Raw genomic sequence first — 17,130 nt, 5'->3', positions numbered from 1 at the left:
TTTTTACCCGGAGTTCAGATGGCCAAGGCAAAGCGCATGTACGGCTGCACCGAGTGCGGCTCGACCTTTCCCAAATGGGCCGGCCAGTGCAGCGAGTGCGGCGCTTGGAACACGCTGACCGAAACCATGGTGGAAAGCGGCGGCGCAGCCGCGCCCACCGGTCGCACGGGCTGGGCCGGCCAGCAGGCGCAGATCAAGACCCTGGCCGAAGTCAGTGTTGAAGAAATCCCGCGTTTCTCCACGGCGTCCGGTGAACTGGACCGAGTGCTGGGTGGCGGCCTGGTGGACGGTTCAGTGGTGTTGATCGGCGGCGATCCGGGCATCGGCAAATCCACCATCCTGCTGCAAACCTTGTGCAACCTCGCCACACGCATGCCTGCACTGTATGTCACCGGCGAAGAATCCCAGCAGCAAGTGGCCATGCGCGCCCGACGCCTCGGATTGCCCCAGGATCAGTTGCGGGTCATGACCGAGACCTGCATCGAAACCATCATCGCCACGGCCCGCCTGGAAAAACCCAAGGTGATGGTGATCGACTCGATCCAGACGATTTTCACCGAGCAACTGCAGTCGGCCCCGGGCGGCGTATCGCAAGTACGCGAAAGCGCGGCCTTGCTGGTGCGCTATGCCAAGCAAAGCGGCACGGCGATTTTCCTTGTAGGGCACGTCACCAAGGAAGGCGCGTTGGCGGGGCCGCGGGTGTTGGAGCACATGGTCGACACCGTGTTGTATTTCGAAGGCGAATCCGATGGTCGCCTGCGTTTGTTGCGGGCGGTGAAGAATCGCTTTGGCGCGGTCAACGAACTGGGTGTATTCGGCATGACCGACCGGGGGTTGAAAGAAGTCTCCAACCCCTCGGCGATTTTTCTGACGCGCGCCCAGGAAGAAGTTCCTGGCAGTGTGGTCATGGCGACGTGGGAAGGCACCCGGCCGATGTTGGTCGAAGTGCAAGCGCTGGTGGATGACAGCCATCTGGCGAATCCACGTCGCGTGACGTTGGGGCTGGACCAGAACCGGTTAGCGATGTTGTTGGCCGTCCTGCACCGGCACGGCGGGATTCCTACCCACGACCAGGACGTATTCCTCAACGTAGTGGGCGGGGTCAAGGTGCTGGAGACCGCGTCTGACTTGGCCTTGATGGCGGCGGTCATGTCCAGCCTGCGCAACCGGCCATTGCCCCACGATTTGTTGGTGTTTGGTGAAGTGGGATTGTCCGGGGAAGTGCGGCCGGTGCCCAGTGGGCAGGAGCGGCTCAAGGAAGCGGCCAAGCACGGCTTCAAGCGTGCCATCGTGCCCAAGGGTAACGCCCCGAAGGAAGCGCCGGCGGGGCTGCAGATCATCGCGGTGACACGCCTGGAGCAGGCGTTGGATGCGTTGTTCGAATGAAACAAAGACTGGTCCGGGCCTTTGTGGCGAGGGAGCAAGCTTCCTCGCCGCAGGGGGCTGGGGCGTATTCAGATGTGGATCAACGCCGCCAGTTCCCGCTCCAGTTCATCATGGTCGGCCAGATTGAGTTCCACCAGTCGACGCAAATGGGCGATGGATTCCAGGTCGATGTGCTCGCAGACAAAACCCAGGTGGCCATGATCGTCGTGAGCCAGCCTGACTTCCATCCGGACCTCCGCTTCGGGGCTCAGGTGGATGTCAGCCATGAAAGGTTCTTCGGGATCGCCGAGCCAAGGCTGGGGTTTTTCGATCAATAGCCCCTTGAGGGACAGATCCAGCAACTTCACCGGCCAGATGAACGGCCCCTGGCTCAGCTCGGTCTTGGCATGGAATTCAATTCGTACGAAGCGGCGGCGTTCGCTCATTACTCATTCCCCCTGATGATTCACTGACTATAGACCCAACTGGCGCGCCATCGTTGCCGTTCGGCCAGTGGCCGACAAATGTCGGGGTATGGCCTTTGCGCGGGTTAGCGCTAAACTCCAGTGGCTGTCTTTCTTGTCCACCCTGGCCGGAATATAAAAATGAAAAACAATAATAGCCTGCTACGCCATTTGCCCTGGCTACTGCTGGCCGTCTTAGGAGCGTGCGCCTTGGGCGTCGTGGCATTGCGTCGAGGCGAGGCGATCAACGCCCTCTGGATCGTCGTCGCAGCCGTGGCCATTTACCTGGTCGCCTACCGCTACTACAGCCTCTTCATCGCCAACAACGTGATGCAACTCGACGCGCGCCGGGCCACGCCTGCCGTGCTCAACAACGATGGCCTGGACTACGTCCCGACCAACAAACACATCCTTTTCGGCCACCACTTCGCGGCCATTGCCGGCGCGGGGCCGTTGGTCGGGCCGGTGCTGGCGGCGCAGATGGGCTATTTGCCCGGCACGCTCTGGCTGATCGCCGGCGTGGTGCTGGCCGGTGCGGTGCAGGACTTCATGGTCCTGTTCCTCTCCACCCGCCGCAACGGTCGCTCCCTGGGCGACATGGTGCGCGAGGAAATGGGCCGCATTCCCGGCACCATCGCGCTGTTCGGCTGCTTCCTGATCATGATCATCATCCTCGCGGTGCTGGCGCTGATCGTGGTCAAGGCCCTGGCCGAGAGCCCGTGGGGCATCTTCACGGTGATGGCGACCATCCCGATCGCGATGTTCATGGGCATCTACATGCGCTACATCCGTCCGGGCCGCATCGGCGAGATCTCGATCATCGGCGTGCTGTTGCTGCTGGGCTCGATCTGGCTGGGCGGGCAGATCGCCGCCGATCCGGTGTGGGCCAAGGCCTTCACCTTCACCGGGATCCAGATCACCTGGATGCTGATCGGCTACGGTTTTGTCGCGGCGGTGCTGCCGGTGTGGCTGATCCTCGCGCCACGGGACTACCTGTCGACTTTCCTCAAGATCGGCACCATCGTCGCCCTGGCGATCGGCATCCTGGTCACCATGCCCGAGCTGAAAATGCCGGCGCTGACCCAGTTCACAGACGGCACCGGGCCGGTGTGGAAGGGCGGGCTGTTCCCGTTCCTGTTCATCACCATCGCCTGCGGCGCGGTCTCGGGTTTCCACGCACTGATTTCCTCGGGCACCACGCCCAAGCTGCTGGATAACGAAACCAACGCCCGCTACATCGGTTACGGCGGCATGCTGATGGAATCCTTCGTGGCGATCATGGCGATGGTCGCGGCCTCGGTGATCGAGCCGGGCGTGTACTTCGCCATGAACAGCCCGGGCGCCATCGTCGGCACCGACGTGGTGGCCGTGGCCCAGACCGTCAGCAGTTGGGGCTTTGCAATCACCCCCGAGGCGCTGCAAGCGGTGGCCAAGGACATCGGCGAAACCACCATCCTGGCCCGTGCCGGCGGTGCGCCGACCCTGGCGGTCGGTATCGCGCAGATCCTGCACTCGGTGCTGCCGGGTGAGAACACCATGGCGTTCTGGTACCACTTCGCGATCCTGTTCGAAGCGCTGTTCATCCTCACCGCGGTGGATGCCGGCACCCGTGCCGGGCGGTTCATGCTGCAGGACCTGCTCGGCTCGTTCGTGCCGGCCCTCAAGCGCACCGAATCCTGGACCGCCAACCTGATCGCCACCGCCGGCTGCGTCGCGCTGTGGGGCTACTTGCTGTACCAGGGCGTGATCGATCCGCTGGGCGGCATCAATACCTTGTGGCCGCTGTTCGGCATTTCCAACCAGATGCTGGCCGGTATCGCCCTGATGCTCGCCACCGTGGTGCTGATCAAGATGAAGCGCCAGCGCTACGTCTGGGTCACGCTGCTGCCGGCGAGCTGGCTGCTGATCTGCACCACCACCGCGGGCCTGATCAAGCTGTTCGACGCCAACCCGGCGATCGGCTTCCTGGCCCTGGCGCGCAAATACAACGATGCCCTGGCCGCCGGCCAGATCCTGGCCCCGGCCAAGAGCGTCGAGCAGATGCAGCATGTGGTGTTCAACGCCTACACCAACGCAACGCTGACGGTGTTGTTCCTGTTCGTGGTCTTCAGCATCCTGTTCTACGCGCTCAAGGTCGGCATCGCCGCCTGGGGCACGAAAGAGCGCACGGACAAAGAAGCGCCATTCCAGGCCCTGCCGGACGCTTGATAGAGGATTGCAACGATGTTCAATGACTTGAGTCGCCTCGGTAAATACCTCGGTCAGGCCGCCCGCCTGATGGTCGGCATACCCGACTACGACAACTACGTCGAGCACATGCAAACCAAACACCCGGACAAGCCGCTGATGGACTACGAGGCGTTCTTCCGAGAGCGCCAGGAGGCCCGTTACGGCGGCAAGGGTGGGCCGAAGTGTTGTTGAACTGAGGTCAATTCCCTTGTGGGAGCGAGCCTGCACGCGATAGCGGAGAGTCAGTTAATGATGATCTGACTGCACCGACGCCTTCGCGAGCAAGCTCGCTCCCACATTGGTTTGTGCTTTTCTCTAATTTCCAAGCAGGAGATCCAGTTTGTCCTCTCCCATCCCGGTCACGATCCTCAGCGGCTTCCTTGGCGCGGGCAAGACCACGTTGCTGCGTCATCTGCTCAAGGCCGAGCACGGACTGAAAATTGCCGTGATCGAGAACGAATTCAGCGATGCCGGTATCGACACCCAGTTGCTGGGCGAAGAGCCGGTGCAGGTCATGACGCTGGCCAACGGCTGCGTTTGCTGCACGATCCACACCGACCTGACCAAGGCCCTGTACCTGTTGCTCGAACGGCTGGACAGCGGCGAAATCCATTTCGACCGTTTGGTGATCGAGTGCACCGGTCTTGCCGATCCTGCACCGGTAGCACAGACGTTTTTCATCGACGAAGACCTGCGTGAGCGCTACATACTCGATGGCATCCTGACCTTGGTGGATGCAGCCCACGCAGACACCCACCTGACCCAGGCCATAGCCCAGGCCCAGGTCGGATTTGCCGATCGCTTGCTGCTGAGCAAGACCGACCTCGTCGACGCGGCGCACGTCGAGGCCCTTGGCGAGCGCCTGATGCGCATCAACCGGCGGGCACCGATCCGAGTGGTCGAACACGGCAAGATCGACCTGGCCGAGCTGCTGGATATCCGTGGGTTCAATCTCAATGCGGATTTGGGCGCCGGGCTCAGCCTTCGTCCGGTCGGCAAGGCAACCACGGGCGATCGCATCAGCAGCCTGGTCCTGCGCACCGACAAGCCGCTGGACATCGACAAGCTCAGCGACTTCATGAACCAACTTCTCGAAGAGCATGGTAAGCAATTGCTGCGCTACAAGGGGGTGCTGAATATCGCGGGCGAGCCCCGTCGGTTGGTGTTCCAGGGCGTGCTCAAATTGTACGGCTTCGATTGGGACACCGAATGGGCCCCAGGCGAAGCTCGTGAAAGCGTGATCGTTTTTATCGCCGATGAACTACCCGAAGAGAAAATCCGCGCAGGTTTCGAAGCCGCACTGCATTGACGACGTTTTGCCTGTGCTAGAGCACGCTCAGGAGGAATGTCACTTTTGACTGCTCTTGCGTCTCGGCAAGATAAAGATAAGGCGAACCGCGGAATTTTAATCCTCCCACATGTTTTTTGTGGGAAGTCATGAGCGAAATCGGCGTGTGTTCGGATGTGATGTTTTGGCGCGTAATGACGTTGTTTTGAAGATCCCTGAGAGTAAAGAGAGTCGGGTTTTTTGTGTTCGGGTCTTTTGCGCCAAGTACTTCAAGCCAACGCTTGCTGATCAGTTTGTTGTAGTGATCACCTGGATCTTTGATGGTCAGGATGTAGCCGTTGGCGGTGTGCCGGAAATGCAGCCGCAATGGCTCGCTGCGCACGTTCGAATCTTCGGCACGCATGCCAAGCAGGTGTGAATGGTCGCGAGTCTGGAGCCTGCCAGTCAGAAATCCACCACTGAAAGAGCTGATGGTCGCCATCGCGGGTTTGCCATGCAGTTTTTCCAGTAAATTGACGTCAGCGTTGAGCACGCTGAGTGTGGCATGAAAGTTTTCACTGTCCATGTGAATGTTGCCTCGTTAATTGCCGGTGAAAGAACGATCTGGATCTTATGGAGTTATGAGTGGCTTGTGGGGACGTCTGTATTGCAGGACGTTAAGCAAGAGCAGGCGTTAGTTGTTGGGAGAGGTCTTTCGCGGCCCAATGAAAAAAAGGCCCGCATCTTTCGATGCGGGCCTTTTTGGCTACGCGTTGGCGAGCAAATTAAGCGCCGTATACCGGCAGCTTCTTGCAAATAGCCTTGACCTTCTCACGCACGGCGTCGATTACCGCTTCGTTGTTCAGGTCCGCCAGGATGTCGCAGATCCAGCCGGCCAGTTCCTTGCACTCGGCTTCCTTGAAGCCACGAGTGGTCACGGCCGGGGTGCCGAAGCGCAGGCCCGAGGTGACGAACGGGGAGCGTGGATCATTGGGCACCGAGTTCTTGTTGACGGTAATGAACGCCTTGCCCAGCGCAGCGTCGGCGTCTTTACCGGAGATTTCCTGCTTGATCAGCGAGAGCAGGAACAGGTGGTTTTCAGTACCGCCGGACACCACGTCGAAGCCGCGCTCGATGAATACGCCGGCCATGGCCTTGGCGTTCTTCACCACTTGTTGCTGGTACGCCTTGAACTCAGGTTGCAGGGCTTCCTTGAAGCAGATCGCCTTGGCGGCGATCACGTGCTCCAGCGGGCCGCCTTGGGCGCCTGGGAATACCGCGGAGTTCAGTTTCTTCTCGATGTCGGCGTTGGCGCGCGCCAGGATCAGGCCGCCGCGTGGACCGCGCAGGGTCTTGTGGGTGGTGGTGGTGACCACGTCGGCAAAGGGTACCGGGTTCGGGTACACGCCAGCGGCAACCAGGCCGGCCACGTGGGCCATGTCGACGAACAGGTAGGCACCGACCTTGTCGGCGATTTCGCGGAAACGCGGGAAGTCGAGGACTTGGGAGTAGGCGGAGAAACCGGCGACGATCATTTTTGGCTTGTGCTCGAGGGCCAGGCGCTCGACTTCGTCGTAGTCGATCAGGCCGTTGCCGTCGATACCGTACTGGACGGCGTTGTACAGCTTGCCGGAGGAAGAAACGCTGGCGCCGTGGGTCAGGTGACCGCCATGGGCCAGGCTCATGCCCAGGATGGTGTCTCCGGCCGACAGCAGCGCCAGGTACACGGCGGCGTTGGCTTGGGAACCTGCGTGTGGCTGGACGTTCGCGTAATCGGCGCCGAACAGTTGCTTGGCACGGTCGATGGCCAGTTGCTCGACCACGTCGACGTATTCGCAACCACCGTAGTAGCGCTTGCCCGGGTAGCCTTCGGCGTATTTGTTGGTCAGTACCGAGCCTTGAGCTTCCATCACCGCGGGGCTGGTGTAGTTTTCCGAAGCGATCAGCTCAATGTGCTCTTCCTGGCGCTGAGCTTCTTGCTCCATGGCGGCAAAGAGATCGGCGTCGTACTTGGCAATAGTCAAATCACGGCTGAACATGGCGGTCCTCAAGGATCGGGGCAGAAAAGGGGGGCATTCTACCTCAACCGGTTTTGGAAGGCATATGAAAGGGCGTCATGTCTTGGACGAATGGGTTTCACGCAGGGCTCAGCGTCGCCCGGGTGCGGAGGGACCTCAGTCGAGCATGAACAACGCATCATTGCTGAACTGCGCTTCAAACCGATTCGCCGGCATCGGCCGGCCGAACAGGTAGCCCTGGACTTCGTCGCAGCCATGTTCGCGCAGGAAGTCCAGTTGCTCGTGGGTCTCGACGCCCTCGGCGATCACCGCCAGGTTGAGGCTGTGGGCCATGGCGATGATCGCTCGGGCGATCTGCGCGTCCTGCTCGCCGGACGGTAGGCCGTCGACGAAGGTGCGGTCGATCTTCAAGACGTCGATGGGAAATTGCTTGAGGTAGTTGAGCGACGAATAACCGGTGCCGAAGTCATCGACGGCAATGCTCAAGCCCAGGTTTTTCAACCCGGCGAGGATCTGCATCGCTTCGCTGACTTCGCGCATCAGGATACTTTCCGTCAGTTCAAGCTCCAGGCAAGCCGGCGGCAGGCCGGTGCTGCGCAGGATATTGGCGATGCGCGTGCCCAACTGGCCGTCTGAGAATTGCCGGGCGGAAATATTGACCGAGACCTTCGGCACCCGGACCTTGGTCTGGTGCCAGGTCCTGAGTTGTCGACAGGCTTCGCTGATGACCCAGTCGCCAACGTCCACCACCAACCCGAGTTCTTCCAGCACCGGGATAAAATCCCCCGGCGGCACCAAACCGCGTCGTGGATGGCGCCAGCGCAGCAGCGCTTCGGCGCCGGTCAAGCGTTTGCCATCGCCGCTGAACTGCGGTTGGTAATACAACACGAATTCATTTTGCTCCAAGGCATGGCGCAGGTCGCTTTCCAGCTCCAGGCGCTCCAGGGCGCTGGCGTTCATGTCGGCCTGATAGAACTGGAAGTTGTTCTTGCCGCGTTCCTTGGCGTGATACATGGCCGTGTCGGCGTTCTTCATCAATTGGCTGAGTTCATTGCCATCCTGAGGGCTCAGGGCGATGCCGATACTGGCAGTGACGAAAAACTCGCGGCCTTCGAGCACGAATGGCCGGACCAGGCTCGCGAGGATCTGCTCGGCCACCGTGATCGCCCGGTTCAGTGCCATTTCGCGGCTGGCACGCGGTTGCAGCAGCAGGGTGAATTCGTCGCCGCCCATGCGCGCCACGGTGTCGTCGTCGGCGACGCAGCCAAGCAGGCGCGTGGCCATTTCCTTGAGCATCCGGTCACCGGCCGCATGGCCAAGTGAGTCATTGATCGGCTTGAAGCGGTCCAGGTCGAGGAACATCAGCACGACCCAGCTCTTCTGCCGCTCGGCCGATTGCAGCGCAGTGTGCAGGCGGTCCTGGAACAGCGTGCGGTTGGGCAGGTGGGTCAGGGCGTCGTAGTAGGCCAGGCGATGGATGCGCTGCTCGCTGGCCTTGCGTTCGCTGATATCGCTGAAGAAACACACATAGCTGGCCAGGTCGCCTTCGTCGTCGAGCACCGCCGTGATGCCGACCCAGGCCGGGTAGTGTTCACCGTTGCGGCGCTTGAGCCAGACTTCGCCTTCCCAGGTGCTGTGCTGTTCCAGTTGCTTGAGCACATAGCGCAGGTGCGCTTCCTGCTGGTCGTCAACGGTCAGCATGTTGGGCAACTGGTCCAGCACCTGCGAGACGGCATAACCGCTGACGCGACTGAACGCTTCGTTAGCCTGGACAATGTAGCCGGCCGGGTCGGTGATCAGGATCGCCGAGGTCGAGTGCTCGAATACCGTGGCGGCCATGCGCAAGTCCTTTTCGGCGCGACGCTGCTGGCTGATGTCGCGACCGACGCCGAGCACGCCTTCGAACGCGCCGTTGTCGTCCCACACCAGCACGAGCCGCAGCTCGATCGGGATCTTGCGTCCATCGGCGCGCAGGCAATCGAACAAGAACAATTGGGTCTGCATCTGGTTGCGCAGCTCGGTCAGCTGGTCGGGCTTGTCGAGAGCCTTGCTGACCCGGTCCATCAGGCTGTAGATGCCGGTCAGTTGTTGTGGATTGGCGATGGTTGACTGCCAGCCGTTCTGGAAGATCGAGTCGGCGGTGTAGCCCAGCACTGCCTGGACGGACGGGCTGACATAGTTGAGCGAAAGCTTGCTGTCGGTCGAGAAAATCACGTCACTGATGCTTTCGGCGAGCATCCGGTAGCGTTGTTCGCTGTCGCGCAGCGATTCGCTGGCCTCGATCTGCTCGGTGATGTCCTTGGCCACGCCGATGATCCGCGTCACCTGGTCATAACGGTCCCGGGCCAGCGCCTGTTCGCGGACCTCGAAGCGGCGCCATTTACCGTTGCGATGACGAAAGCGCAATTGGCATTGCAACAACTGTGTATAGCCGCCGCGTCGCTGTTCCTGGCGCAGCGTGTGGTAGTGATCGGCATCGTCGCTGTGCAGCAGGATTTCCCAGAAATACTCGCCCATCTGGTGCAGTTCGGTACGGTCATAACCGAGCGTCTGGCCCAGGTGGTGGTTGCTGAAGATCATCCGCTGGCTGATCACATCCTGCACATAAAGATGATCCGGAACGGTGCGAACCACATCGGACCAGAACCCTTCACGCTCGAGCAAAGACAGTTCGATCAGCTTGCGGCTGGTGATATCGCTGATACTGAGGATGACGGCGTTATAGTCGTGCTGCGTCTCCGGCAGGCGCAAGACCAGCCACAAGTGCTGGTCTCGGCCATGGGCGTCCTGGATCCTGATTTCCAGTTCCAGCTGTTTATGTGAATCAAGCAGCGCTTCGAGCAGTTTCGAACCGACCGGGTTGTTGTCCTTTGCCGCGTTGCCAACCAGCAATTGCCAGGCTTGTTCGCACGAATCGACATTGAGCAGCTTCAACGCCATCTGGTTGACTTCGGTGACCTGGACTTGCTGCTGCAACTGTTCGAGCTGTTGCGGGACCTCCAGCCAGGCACGCAACTGGTCGCCGCTGTGCAATCCGGCTCTGGCAAAGAATGCCTTGAGACCGGAAAGGTCAAGCACGCAAAGGGCCACGCCGGTGCCCTCGAAGATGTCCTGATAGCGACGACGTCCTTCGTGCAACTGCCGCTGGCGTCGGCGCATGTTCAGCAGGGCAATCACCGGCAACAGCGAAAACGCCAGCCCCAGCAGGCATTTGCCGATGAAGGCAGGGAGCAGTTGCTCAAGCACCTGGCGTCGGTCGAATAACCCGCGCAGTTGCCAGTCGCTACTGCTCAGGGGCACGGTCAATACGGTGTTGCTCAGGTCTTGCGGGGTCAGTTGGGTCGGGGTGAGCGCGGGTAGGCTTTCGTCGCGGCTGATGATTTGCTGGTTGAGACGGTTCTCCACCAGCCAGAGAGGGCGCAGGCCCATATCGGCTTGCTTGGTCAAGGTCGAAAAGAAACTGGGCGTCAGGCGCAGCGCCCAATATCCGCGAGAGCTGCCGCTGGCCTGGTGCAACAGCAGGTGCACCACGGAGCCATCCTCGGCATTACTGAAATAATGAGCCTGGGCGTGACTGCGTCGCACCAGCTCGACCAGGTAGTCGGCGTCGTGGCTACCTGCGTCACTGTCACTGAGCACTCGGCCGGAGGGGCTCAGCAGCGCCAGGCTGCGCAGTTCGGGCAATGATTGCTGGAGCTTGCGCAACAGGGCCTGCTGTTCGTCGGCGCTTTGCGGTTGTTCGACGATCGGTAGCAGATTAAGGGCTATTTGCGCATTCAGAGCCATATTCAGGCTGACTTGCGCGGCGAGGTCGGCGGTGTAGTCGATGGTGTACTGGCGTTGTTGCTGCTGGGTTTCGCGCAACTGGTCGAGCAACTGCCAGAAGAGTAATCCCAGCAATAACAGCACCAGCGAGGCCAGCGCGCCCTTCAATGTCCCGCGCAGGGGCAAGCCAGGCACAGCGACGGGTGCGCTTGGGGACGGGGGCGAAGTGACGTTGGACAAGCTGTAATCCTGCGGTTTGCTGGACTGGCGCGACGTGCACTATAAGCCGGACGCCCAAAGGGCGGCTAGCATGCCTTGACTTGTGGCAAAGTGCCAGTCCTTGGCGGCTGGACCTTGACCGACGGTTGAGGTAGCTTTGCCGGTCAAACAAGAGCGTTCCAGCTCCAGATTCCCAGGCTCTATCGGCCCGCAGGCATTGATAATCATCAACTGCCCGCGCCGCGCATGGCCTGGCTCGTTCTTTTCACCTGTCACTGACGCTAGGTTCACCATGGCTCAATACGTTTTCACCATGCATCGGCTGAGCAAAGTTGTTCCGCCGAAGCGGGAAATCCTGAAAAACATTTCTCTGTCTTTCTTCCCCGGCGCCAAGATCGGCGTGCTGGGCCTCAACGGCTCGGGTAAATCCACGCTGCTGAAAATCATGGCCGGCGTCGATAACGAATTCGATGGCGAAGCCCGTCCGATGCCGGACCTGAACATCGGCTACCTGCCGCAAGAGCCCCAGTTGGACCCGACCAAGACCGTCCGTGAAGTGGTCGAGGAAGCGGTCAGCGTCATCAAGGATGCCCAGGCGCGCCTGGACGAGGTCTATGCCGCCTACGCCGACCCGGACGCCGACTTCGACAAGCTGGCCGCCGAACAAGCCAAGCTCGAAGCGATCCTGCAGGCCAGCGACGGCCACAACCTGGACCGTCAGCTGGAAGTGGCCGCCGATGCGTTGCGCCTGCCGGCCTGGGACGCGAAGGTCGAACACCTCTCTGGTGGCGAGAAGCGCCGCGTGGCCCTGTGCCGCCTGCTACTGTCCGCACCGGACATGTTGCTGCTCGACGAACCGACCAACCACCTGGACGCTGATTCCGTCGCCTGGCTCGAACATTTCCTGCACGACTTCCCAGGCACCGTGGTTGCGATCACGCACGACCGTTACTTCCTGGACAACGTCGCCGGCTGGATCCTGGAACTCGACCGCGGCGCGGGCATTCCGTACGAAGGCAACTATTCGGGTTGGCTGGAAGCCAAGTCCGATCGTCTGGCCCAGGAATCCAAGCAGCAGTCGGCCCATGAAAAAGCCATGAAGGAAGAACTGGAGTGGGTGCGCAAAGGCGCCAAGGCCCGCCAGTCCAAATCCAAGGCTCGCCTGCAACGCTTCGAGGAAATGCAATCCCAGGAATTCCAGAAGCGCAGCGAAACCAACGAGATCTACATCCCGGCCGGCCCGCGCCTGGGTGACAAGGTCATCGAGTTCAAGAACGTCACCAAGGGTTATGGCGACCGCGTGTTGATCGACAACCTGTCGTTCGCCATGCCAAAAGGCGCCATCGTCGGTGTGATCGGTGGTAACGGCGCGGGTAAATCCACGCTGTTCCGCATGCTGATGGGCAAGGAAACCCCCGATTCGGGCACCATCGAGATCGGCGAAACCGTGCAACTGGCTTGCGTCGACCAGAGCCGCGAGGACCTGGACGGCAGCAAGACCGTGTTCCAGCAGATCTCCGACGGTTCCGACCAGATCCGCATCGGCAACTATGAAATCCCGTCGCGCACTTATGTCGGTCGCTTCAACTTCAAGGGCGGCGACCAGCAGAAGTTCGTCAAGGACTTGTCCGGTGGTGAGCGCGGTCGCTTGCACCTGGCGTTGACCTTGAAGGAGGGCGGCAACGTCCTGCTGCTCGACGAACCGTCCAACGACCTCGACGTCGAAACCCTGCGTTCCCTGGAAGAAGCCTTGTTGGACTTCCCGGGCGCCGCCATTGTGATCTCCCACGATCGGTGGTTCCTCGACCGTGTGGCGACGCACATCCTGGCGTACGAAGATGACTCGCAAGCGGTGTTCTTCGAAGGCAACTACACCGAGTATGAAGCCGATCGCAAGAAACGCCTCGGCGAAGCCGCTGCCCAGCCGCATCGTGTACGGCACAAGAAGCTGGCCTGATTCGGGCACGCAGTCAGTAGTAAAACCTGTGGGAGCGGGCTTGCTCGCGAAGGCGTCGGATCAGTCAGCATTGCTTTGACAGATTCACCGCTTTCGCGAGCAAGCCCGCTCCCACAATGGTCTTGGAGTTGCCGCAAGATACCTGGCTGATGTCGATCGCTGTGGGAGCGAGCTTGCTCGCGATGAGGCCAGCCCTTCACCCAGGCTCTATCGCCACCACCTCGATCGCGGCATCCCCCGCCGGCCGCTTCCACACCACCTCATCCTCAACCTTGGCCCCCAGCAGCGCCCGCCCGAGCGGCGAGCCCCAATTGATCAATCCATTGGCCGCATCGGCTTGATCTTCACCCACCAATTGCACCCGCTGTTTCTGATCGTGCTCATCGGCGAAAGTCACCCAGTGTCCGATTCGCACTTGATCGCAATTGCTCGGCGTAACGACCTGGGCGCTTTGCAGGCGTTGATTGAAATACCGCAGATCTCGCTCGATATCGGCGATACGCTGCTTGTCCGCCCGCTCGCCTTGGGCAGTCTCTTGGCTATGCAGTTGTTGCAATTCGGCAACCCGTGCCTGCAATTGAACAAGCCCTGTCGGCGTGACGTAGTTGGGTTGCGCGCTGACCTGGCGTTCGATCGGTTGATCGGCCTGGGCGGCGGCGTTGTCTTCGTTGACGAAAGCGCGACTCATAGGGTTCTCCTCTGTTGGAGTTTGGGCCATGGTCGCAAGGTTTTGGTTCGACGAATGTCTCTGGGCGACTCACTGCGAGCGATAAGCCCGGGCGGCGTCGCGGTCTTTCTCTTGTTGCCAGGCACGTTCGCGATCGTCCCAGTGGCGGTCGCGGTAGTCGTTACGCTCTTCACTCTCGCGCATGGCCTGGCATTGGCGAAAGCCGTCGCTCCAGCCCTCGGCGTAGTGCGGATCCTGGAGATAACGCGGCACGTCCTTCCTGAATTGTCCGGTAATCGCGCCGGCGGCTTGTCGGCCACTGCTGCAACCGTCATCGAAGCCGTCGGCGAAGGCCGGCGGATAACCTCGGGCGATCAACTCCTCATGGGTGGTTTCACAGCCACCGAGCAACATCAACACACCCACTACCACCGTCGCACGCCACATGTGCTGTCATCCCGACCGATCCACTCATGACAGAAGTCTAGAAGTGGATTCGTCACAAAGGCGTGAAAGTGCGGTGATCAATCCGTTCAGTAGTGATACCACTTCACTTCAAGCATCACCTCGTTCTCCGGCGAGGCCAATTGGCTGAACTCGCGCTGGGCGCTCAGGCGCAGGCCGAGGTTGCGGGACAGTTCCCACTGCTGGTTGAGGCTCAGGCTACGGCGCACTTCGCCGTTGACGAAATAATCGCCCTTGGCTTCCAGGCTCAGGTTGCCCAGCGGGTTTTTCCACAGCACACCGCTGTTGAATCCGGCGGCCGGGGCGATGAATTGGGCGAAGTCATTGTTGTGCTCGACTCGCACGGTACCCAAGGCAAAGCCCAGCACATCGTCGCCCAGCGCCCAAGTGCCACCCGCGCCGCCATTGACGTGGCTGACCAAGGTTTCATCGTCGTGTTTGCCCGGTACCCGCTCCAGGCCGCCGGTGACCTGCCAGGACAGCGGTTGCAACAGCTCGTTGCGTGGGGTCAGGGAGCGGATGGTCGCCAAGTCCAGTTGCTGCACCTGCCAGTCGTTGCCTTCGTACTGGCGCAGCTTCAATTGGAGGATTTCGATCTGTGCCCCAAGCGGGAAGCTTTCGGCATTGTCGTTGAGGTCGTGATAGGCCATGCGCAGGCCGTACTCACCGAATGCGCGGTCGCCCCGGGTGCCAAGGCCGGCCTGCCAGGTACGCGATTCATGGCCGTCTTCCGGCAGGCCCGGTTGTGGGATGTCGAGTTCCGGCGCAGGGTTCTGGTTGATTGCCCGCAGCAATTCGAAACTGCGCTGGGCCCGCTGTGGGTCGCGCTCCTGGCCATTGGCGCGATAGCGCTCCAGACGATAGGCGGCATCGATGATCAATGCCTGGCGCTCGCGTGGTAATGCCTTGAATTCAGGAGCTTGCAATTGTTGTTGGTCGGCGCTGACTTTCAGCACCCACTGCTGTTCCTCATCGCTCAAGGGCTCGGCGCGGCTGAGCAACTCTCGTTCACGGGACGGCCGGTACTGGATACTTTCGACCAGCCCGGCTTCTTTCACCGCCTTGACGGTGTCGGTGGGAATCGCCGTCAGCGGGAACTGTTCGGTCAGGCGCAAGCTGGGGCGCGCGACTTGCAGCAATTCAAGCAGGCGATAGGAGCAATTTTCGTCGAAGAAAAAGTAGTCGAACTGGATCTGCTTGAGTTCCCACACATGCTCGACCATACGTTCGGTCTCTGCCTGGCTCAGGTTGAGGCGGTATTCCCACAGGTCGCGATTCTCGAGGCTACGGTATTCGGAAAGTTTTTCCTGGTAGGGCACCAGGGCGAACAGGCCGGGATAGCCGCCCATCAGGCCTTTCCAGGCGTAAAGGATGCTGTTGTCCGAACCTTCGATGTAGGCGCCGAAGTTGATTGCGTAGCTGAGCAGGGCGGTCTTGTCGCTTTGCACATCGGCCTGGTCGATGCGCAGCAGAGTGTGACCGAACATCGAGGACGGACTGTTCAGGTACGCGGCGGGGAAAATCATCACCGCGCTGTGGGGGGACACGTCCTTGAACCATTGGGTGTAGTCGCTGCAGTTGACCGCCGGCAGGTCCTTCAGGTCGAGCTGCGCCTTCAGCCAGCGGGTACGCGCCGGATACACGCATTGGGCGTGTTGCTGGCCGGCGCTGGCCGGACCGTACAAGGCTTGGAGCGTGGCGGTCAGTTCGCGGTCGGGATGCTGGTTCCCGTCGAGTGCCAGGAAGAATTTCTTGTCGCTGATGTAACTGCGCCAGCCGCCGAGCTTGGCGGTTTCGTAGTGGCCCAGGGAAATCCAGAAGCGATCATTGGCCAGTTGCTGCAAACGTTGAGGGTCGATATGAGGCGCGGCGGACAGCGGGGCGCACACACAGAGCGCCAGCCAGGCAAGGCGTTTGAGCATAGTCGGCTACTTGGAAAGTCGAAAAATAAAGACCGAGAGGGCCCCAAAAAGAAAACCCGCTCCCCGAAAGGAGCGAGTGATGCCGAGCTTAAGCTTGAGTCGCGTACTTGGCCAGGCGAGGATCGTTTTTCAGCACGGCCAGGGTATTGGTATGCACATCTTCCGCAGTCACGTCAGCTTTGCTGAAGATCTGCTGGAAGTGCTCATGGGTAACTGCGGAGAAGTGTGCGCGATCTTCCGGCGCCACACCCAGTACCACGGCGTAGGTGGTCAGCGCTTCACCCTGACCCTTGGCCATGTCTTCGGACAGCTCGTTCATCATGCCATTCATGGCCAGCCAGGACTTGCCGCCGTAGGTCAGCGCGGCGTTGGTCGAGCAGCCGTTGGTGCCGGAGGTCATGCCGAAGGTGGCGTTGCCGGAAGTGCCGTTGGTGGTGGATGCGAGGAAGTGAGCCGGGGTGCCACGCTGACCTTCGAACAGCATGTTGCCCCAACCGCAATCCGGGCCGCCCGGCGCCTGAGCCATGGCGTTGATGGATACAGCGGTGAAGAGAGTACCGAGAAGAATCCGTTTCATAGCTATGTTCTCTTTATGTGCATACCAATGGACAGGGTCTGGCCCCTACAGCAGCCAGTGGGCCGGTTATTGTTCCAGCCGCGCAGTTTGGAGTTTAGGCACGATCTGAGGGTTCCGTGACATTTTGCAAAAACATTACGGCAAATCCATTGCTTGCGCGGCTCTGCCCAGGGTTTTTCCCTCGACTATGCTTTGGTCTCAGGCGCTCCTTGCCA

Annotated in this window: 13 protein-coding genes; 5 read left to right on the top strand and 8 right to left on the bottom strand. The window is 60.7% G+C overall.

Features of this window, described 5'->3' with window-relative positions; all coding sequences use genetic code 11:
* Positions 1-18: 18 nt before the first annotated feature.
* Positions 19-1,386 (top strand): DNA repair protein RadA, encoded by a 1,368-nt coding sequence (radA, locus tag J3P79_RS22930; RefSeq protein WP_030140305.1) that lies wholly within the window; start codon positions 19-21, stop codon positions 1,384-1,386.
* A gap of 68 nt (positions 1,387-1,454) precedes the next feature.
* On the opposite strand, the gene J3P79_RS22925 is transcribed toward radA, so the two are convergent.
* Positions 1,455-1,811 carry a PilZ domain-containing protein gene (locus tag J3P79_RS22925; protein ID WP_434605828.1) on the bottom strand — a complete coding sequence of 119 codons (357 nt, stop codon included), beginning with the start codon at positions 1,809-1,811 and terminating at the stop codon, positions 1,455-1,457.
* A gap of 159 nt (positions 1,812-1,970) precedes the next feature.
* Between J3P79_RS22925 and J3P79_RS22920 the strand changes: the two genes are divergently transcribed.
* From J3P79_RS22920 to yjiA, 3 genes are all read left to right on the top strand, one after another.
* Positions 1,971-4,037 (top strand): carbon starvation CstA family protein, encoded by a 2,067-nt coding sequence (locus tag J3P79_RS22920; RefSeq protein ID WP_434605826.1) that lies wholly within the window; start codon positions 1,971-1,973, stop codon positions 4,035-4,037.
* 15 nt (positions 4,038-4,052) lie between these two features.
* Positions 4,053-4,250 (top strand): YbdD/YjiX family protein, encoded by a 198-nt coding sequence (locus J3P79_RS22915; protein WP_434605825.1) that lies wholly within the window; start codon positions 4,053-4,055, stop codon positions 4,248-4,250.
* Between the two features lie 148 nt (positions 4,251-4,398).
* The gene (yjiA, locus tag J3P79_RS22910; protein WP_434605823.1) at positions 4,399-5,367 is read left to right on the top strand and encodes a GTPase; all 969 of its coding nucleotides are present in this window, start codon (positions 4,399-4,401) and stop codon (positions 5,365-5,367) included.
* 16 nt (positions 5,368-5,383) lie between these two features.
* Here the strand turns inward: yjiA and J3P79_RS22905 are convergent, their stop codons facing one another.
* The 3 genes from J3P79_RS22905 to J3P79_RS22895 all read right to left on the bottom strand — a co-directional run bounded on the left by J3P79_RS22905 (position 5,384) and on the right by J3P79_RS22895 (position 11,348).
* Positions 5,384-5,911 (bottom strand): hypothetical protein, encoded by a 528-nt coding sequence (locus J3P79_RS22905; RefSeq protein WP_434605821.1) that lies wholly within the window; start codon positions 5,909-5,911, stop codon positions 5,384-5,386.
* Between the two features lie 199 nt (positions 5,912-6,110).
* Positions 6,111-7,364 carry a serine hydroxymethyltransferase gene (gene glyA / locus J3P79_RS22900; RefSeq protein WP_039593914.1) on the bottom strand — a complete coding sequence of 418 codons (1,254 nt, stop codon included), beginning with the start codon at positions 7,362-7,364 and terminating at the stop codon, positions 6,111-6,113.
* A 135-nt stretch (positions 7,365-7,499) separates the two neighbouring features.
* Entirely contained in the window at positions 7,500-11,348 is a 3,849-nt protein-coding gene (locus J3P79_RS22895) for a sensor domain-containing protein (protein WP_434605819.1), read from the bottom strand.
* 271 nt (positions 11,349-11,619) lie between these two features.
* Between J3P79_RS22895 and ettA the strand changes: the two genes are divergently transcribed.
* The gene (gene ettA / locus J3P79_RS22890) at positions 11,620-13,284 is read left to right on the top strand and encodes an energy-dependent translational throttle protein EttA (protein WP_039593912.1); all 1,665 of its coding nucleotides are present in this window, start codon (positions 11,620-11,622) and stop codon (positions 13,282-13,284) included.
* 196 nt (positions 13,285-13,480) lie between these two features.
* On the opposite strand, the gene J3P79_RS22885 is transcribed toward ettA, so the two are convergent.
* The 4 genes from J3P79_RS22885 to J3P79_RS22870 all read right to left on the bottom strand — a co-directional run bounded on the left by J3P79_RS22885 (position 13,481) and on the right by J3P79_RS22870 (position 16,915).
* On the bottom strand, positions 13,481-13,972 hold the full coding sequence (locus J3P79_RS22885) for a GreA/GreB family elongation factor (protein WP_434605816.1): 492 nt from the start codon (positions 13,970-13,972) through the stop codon (positions 13,481-13,483).
* A 69-nt stretch (positions 13,973-14,041) separates the two neighbouring features.
* Complete coding sequence (locus J3P79_RS22880; protein WP_434605814.1) at positions 14,042-14,398, bottom strand: hypothetical protein; 357 nt, start codon at positions 14,396-14,398, stop codon at positions 14,042-14,044.
* A gap of 86 nt (positions 14,399-14,484) precedes the next feature.
* Positions 14,485-16,338 carry an Lnb N-terminal periplasmic domain-containing protein gene (locus J3P79_RS22875; RefSeq protein ID WP_434605812.1) on the bottom strand — a complete coding sequence of 618 codons (1,854 nt, stop codon included), beginning with the start codon at positions 16,336-16,338 and terminating at the stop codon, positions 14,485-14,487.
* A gap of 88 nt (positions 16,339-16,426) precedes the next feature.
* Positions 16,427-16,915, bottom strand: a complete 489-nt coding sequence (locus tag J3P79_RS22870) for a DUF3015 domain-containing protein (RefSeq protein WP_030140293.1) — start codon at positions 16,913-16,915, stop codon at positions 16,427-16,429.
* Positions 16,916-17,130: the final 215 nt, after the last annotated feature.

Origin of the sequence: Pseudomonas sp. R1-7 (assembly GCF_051132105.1) — a bacterium.
Taxonomy (GTDB): domain Bacteria; phylum Pseudomonadota; class Gammaproteobacteria; order Pseudomonadales; family Pseudomonadaceae; genus Aquipseudomonas.
Note: the sequence above shows the minus strand (reverse complement) of the source record. Positions and strands in the feature narration are given on the sequence as shown.

Coding starts and splice junctions, on each gene's coding strand:
- J3P79_RS22880 (WP_434605814.1), bottom strand. CDS start 14,398: ATGTGGCGTGCGACGGTGGTAGTGGGTGTGTTGATGTTGCTCGGTGGC.
- J3P79_RS22875 (WP_434605812.1), bottom strand. CDS start 16,338: ATGCTCAAACGCCTTGCCTGGCTGGCGCTCTGTGTGTGCGCCCCGCTG.
- radA (WP_030140305.1), top strand. CDS start 19: ATGGCCAAGGCAAAGCGCATGTACGGCTGCACCGAGTGCGGCTCGACC.
- J3P79_RS22925 (WP_434605828.1), bottom strand. CDS start 1,811: ATGAGCGAACGCCGCCGCTTCGTACGAATTGAATTCCATGCCAAGACC.
- ettA (WP_039593912.1), top strand. CDS start 11,620: ATGGCTCAATACGTTTTCACCATGCATCGGCTGAGCAAAGTTGTTCCG.
- J3P79_RS22870 (WP_030140293.1), bottom strand. CDS start 16,915: ATGAAACGGATTCTTCTCGGTACTCTCTTCACCGCTGTATCCATCAAC.
- J3P79_RS22915 (WP_434605825.1), top strand. CDS start 4,053: ATGTTCAATGACTTGAGTCGCCTCGGTAAATACCTCGGTCAGGCCGCC.
- J3P79_RS22905 (WP_434605821.1), bottom strand. CDS start 5,911: ATGGACAGTGAAAACTTTCATGCCACACTCAGCGTGCTCAACGCTGAC.
- J3P79_RS22885 (WP_434605816.1), bottom strand. CDS start 13,972: ATGAGTCGCGCTTTCGTCAACGAAGACAACGCCGCCGCCCAGGCCGAT.
- J3P79_RS22920 (WP_434605826.1), top strand. CDS start 1,971: ATGAAAAACAATAATAGCCTGCTACGCCATTTGCCCTGGCTACTGCTG.
- glyA (WP_039593914.1), bottom strand. CDS start 7,364: ATGTTCAGCCGTGATTTGACTATTGCCAAGTACGACGCCGATCTCTTT.